The sequence below is a fragment of the Roseateles sp. genome, assembly GCF_031397715.1.
In the GTDB taxonomy this organism is placed as follows: domain Bacteria; phylum Pseudomonadota; class Gammaproteobacteria; order Burkholderiales; family Burkholderiaceae_C; genus Paucibacter_A.
In genome coordinates, this window is sequence record NZ_JANNMI010000378.1 from 1 (window position 1) to 2,649 (window position 2,649).

At 60.9% G+C, this 2,649-nt stretch carries 2 protein-coding genes and 2 pseudogenes; 1 reads left to right on the forward strand and 3 read right to left on the reverse strand.

Annotation, left to right across the window (positions count from 1 at the left end; all coding sequences use genetic code 11):
* The 3 genes and pseudogenes from RMO57_RS16380 to RMO57_RS16390 all read right to left on the reverse strand — a co-directional run.
* Positions 1 to 966: 1-deoxy-D-xylulose-5-phosphate synthase N-terminal domain-containing protein (locus tag RMO57_RS16380; protein WP_310388408.1), on the reverse strand; the 966-nt coding region annotated here is incomplete at its 3' end.
* A gap of 14 nt (positions 967 to 980) precedes the next feature.
* On the reverse strand, positions 981 to 1,886 hold the full coding sequence (locus RMO57_RS16385) for a polyprenyl synthetase family protein (protein WP_414896445.1): 906 nt from the start codon (positions 1,884 to 1,886) through the stop codon (positions 981 to 983).
* Positions 1,871 to 1,987, reverse strand: a pseudogene (locus RMO57_RS16390) (exodeoxyribonuclease VII small subunit); the annotation flags it as partial. The gene RMO57_RS16385 and the pseudogene RMO57_RS16390, both read right to left, overlap by 16 nt.
* Positions 1,988 to 2,413: 426 nt before the next feature.
* Between RMO57_RS16390 and RMO57_RS16395 the strand changes: the two are divergent.
* Positions 2,414 to 2,649, forward strand: a pseudogene (locus RMO57_RS16395) (aromatic ring-hydroxylating dioxygenase subunit alpha); the annotation flags it as partial.

A 2,649-nucleotide genomic window follows, 5' to 3' on the forward strand; every position in this document is an offset into this window, starting at 1 on the left:
GAACGAGGTCTTGGCCGGCGTGACCGATTTGACAAAGCCCACGGCAGGATCGAACCGACCGGGTGCGGCGTGGTACTTGACCGGGTCGGCCTCGGCCAATGTATAGCCCTGACCCTTTTTAGTCACCACATGCAGGAATTGCGGGCCTTTTTTGGCGCGTAGATTCTCCAGCGTCGGGATCAAGGCATCCAGATCGTGGCCATCGATGGGGCCCACATAGTTGAAGCCGAACTCTTCAAAAATCGTCCCCGGCACGACCATGCCCTTGGTGTGCTCCTCAAAGCGGCGGGCAAATTCATACAGCGGCGTGTTCTTCAACACCGACTTGGCGCCTTCACGGGCCGTGGTGTAAATATTGCCGCTCAAGAGCCGGGCCAGATACTTGTTCAAGGCGCCGACAGGCGGGCTGATCGACATATCGTTGTCGTTCAGAATCACCAGCATATTGCCCAGCAAGCCGCCATGCGGCACGCCGGCATTGTTGAGCGCCTCAAACGCCATGCCGGCCGTCATTGAGCCGTCGCCAATGATGGCCACAGCGCGGCGGTCTTCACCCTTGATCTTGGCGGCCATGGCCATGCCGTGCGCGGCCGAAATCGAGGTGCTGGAGTGGCCAGTGCCGAAGGTATCAAAGGGGCTCTCATCGCGGCGCGGGAAGCCGCTGATGCCGCCGAGGTGGCGGATGGTTGACAGCTGGTCGCGCCGGCCGGTCAAAACCTTGTGCGGGTAGGTCTGGTGACCCACATCCCAAACCAGCCGGTCCTCCGGTGTGTTGAACACATAGTGCAGCGCGACCGTCAATTCGACCGTGCCCAAGTTCGAGCCCAAGTGGCCGCCGACCTTGGAGTTGGACAAGGTATCCAGCACATAGGCGCGCAATTCACCGGCCAGCCTGACCAGCTCGGTGCGCGGCAAGCGGCGCAGATCGGCTGGGCTGTCTATGGTTCGCAGAAGCGGGTATTTCATCGCTGGGCCAGCCCTTAGTTATCGCGCTCGACGACCATATCGGCCAACAAGCTCAGCCATACGGTATTTCTCAGGCCGCTATCGGACAGCGCTTGCTGAGCTTGGCAGCGCAGCTGCTGCGCCAAGTGACGCGCAGACGCCAAACCCAACACGCTGACATAGGTCGGTTTGTTGGCGTCTTGATCCTTGCCCGCCGTTTTCCCCAGAACCTCGGAGTCCTGAGTGACGTCCAAAATATCATCGACCACTTGAAACGCCAGGCCCAAGGCCGCGCCATACTCGGCCAAAGCTGCGGTGGCCTGCGCAGACGTGGCGCCACAGGCCGCGCCCATCATCACGCTAGCCTGCAGCAAGACGCCGGTCTTGCGCCTGTGCATGTCTTGCAAGGTCGCTTCATCGAGTTTTAGGCCCACGCTGGCCAAGTCAATGGCCTGCCCGCCGGCCATGCCGGCATGCCCGGCAGAGCGGGCCAATAAGGCGCAGAGCCGCGCTTGCAGGGCGGGCGCCACCCCGCTGTCGGGCGTCAAGACATCAAAGGCCAAGGCTTGCATAGCGTCGCCGGCCAACATTGCTTGCGCTTCGCCGAACTGCACATGCACGGTCGGCTTGCCTCGACGCAGCACATCATCATCCATGCAGGGCATGTCGTCATGCACCAGCGAATAGGCATGGATCAACTCCACCGCGCAGGCGGCGCGCATGGCAGCTTCGCGGTCACCGTCGACCGCCTCGCAGGTCGCCAGCACCAACAAAGGGCGCAACCGTTTGCCGCCGTCCAGCACCGCATAACGCATGGCGACGCCCAAGCCTACGGGCGCATCGATCGGCACAAAAGCATCCAGCGCCGCTTCACATGCCGCGAGCGATCGCTGCATCCACTCTTCAAACTCACCGGTTTCCACGTTCAGGACTCTCCCCATTGTTTCAATTCCCCGCCCTCCAGCACCTTGACTTGTTGTTCTATGGCCTGAAGGCGCGCGCGACAGAATCCAAGCAATTCTGCGCCCCGTCGGTATTTCTCAAATCACTGATCCAGCGGCAGCTACGCGCCGCCTCGCCCCGCAAGCGTGTGCTCATCGCTGTTGGCCGCAGCGTCTTTCGCTGCGGCTTTGGGGGCTGCTGCCTCTGCTCATTTACTTCTGCAAAAGCAACGATTGTAGTCAGTGAGCCTGCGGCGACTGTCACAAGCCCGCCACGCTCACCCAAATGGCCGTATTGACAGCGCGCAACACGGTGTTTTCCCCACTGGGTACAATTCTTCCCTTTCTGGATTGTGCTTTGCAGACTCTCCAACTTCCTTTTTTGCGAACCCGGTACCTGATTGACGCAAGGCCGGCACAAGAATCTTTCCGTTTCGCAAACGGGCCAGCCGTGCAAACACCTGCCTGCGCAAGCCAGCGGGGTGTCGGGGGCGCGGCGGCTGGATTCGCGGAGAACCGACTGGATCATGTCCGACCTGAGTATTTCCCTCTCAGCTCTTGAACGCAGCAAGACGCAATTACCGGTAAGTTCATATTTTGACGAGGGGCTGTTCCGCCAGGAACAGGAGCAACTCTTCCAGAACGGCCCCCGCTACCTTGGCCACGCCTTGGCCATCCCCGAGGTCGGCGATTTTTATGCGCTGCCCCAAGAAGGCGAAGGTCGCGCCTTGATTCGTACGCCCGAAGGCTTGGAGCTGATCTC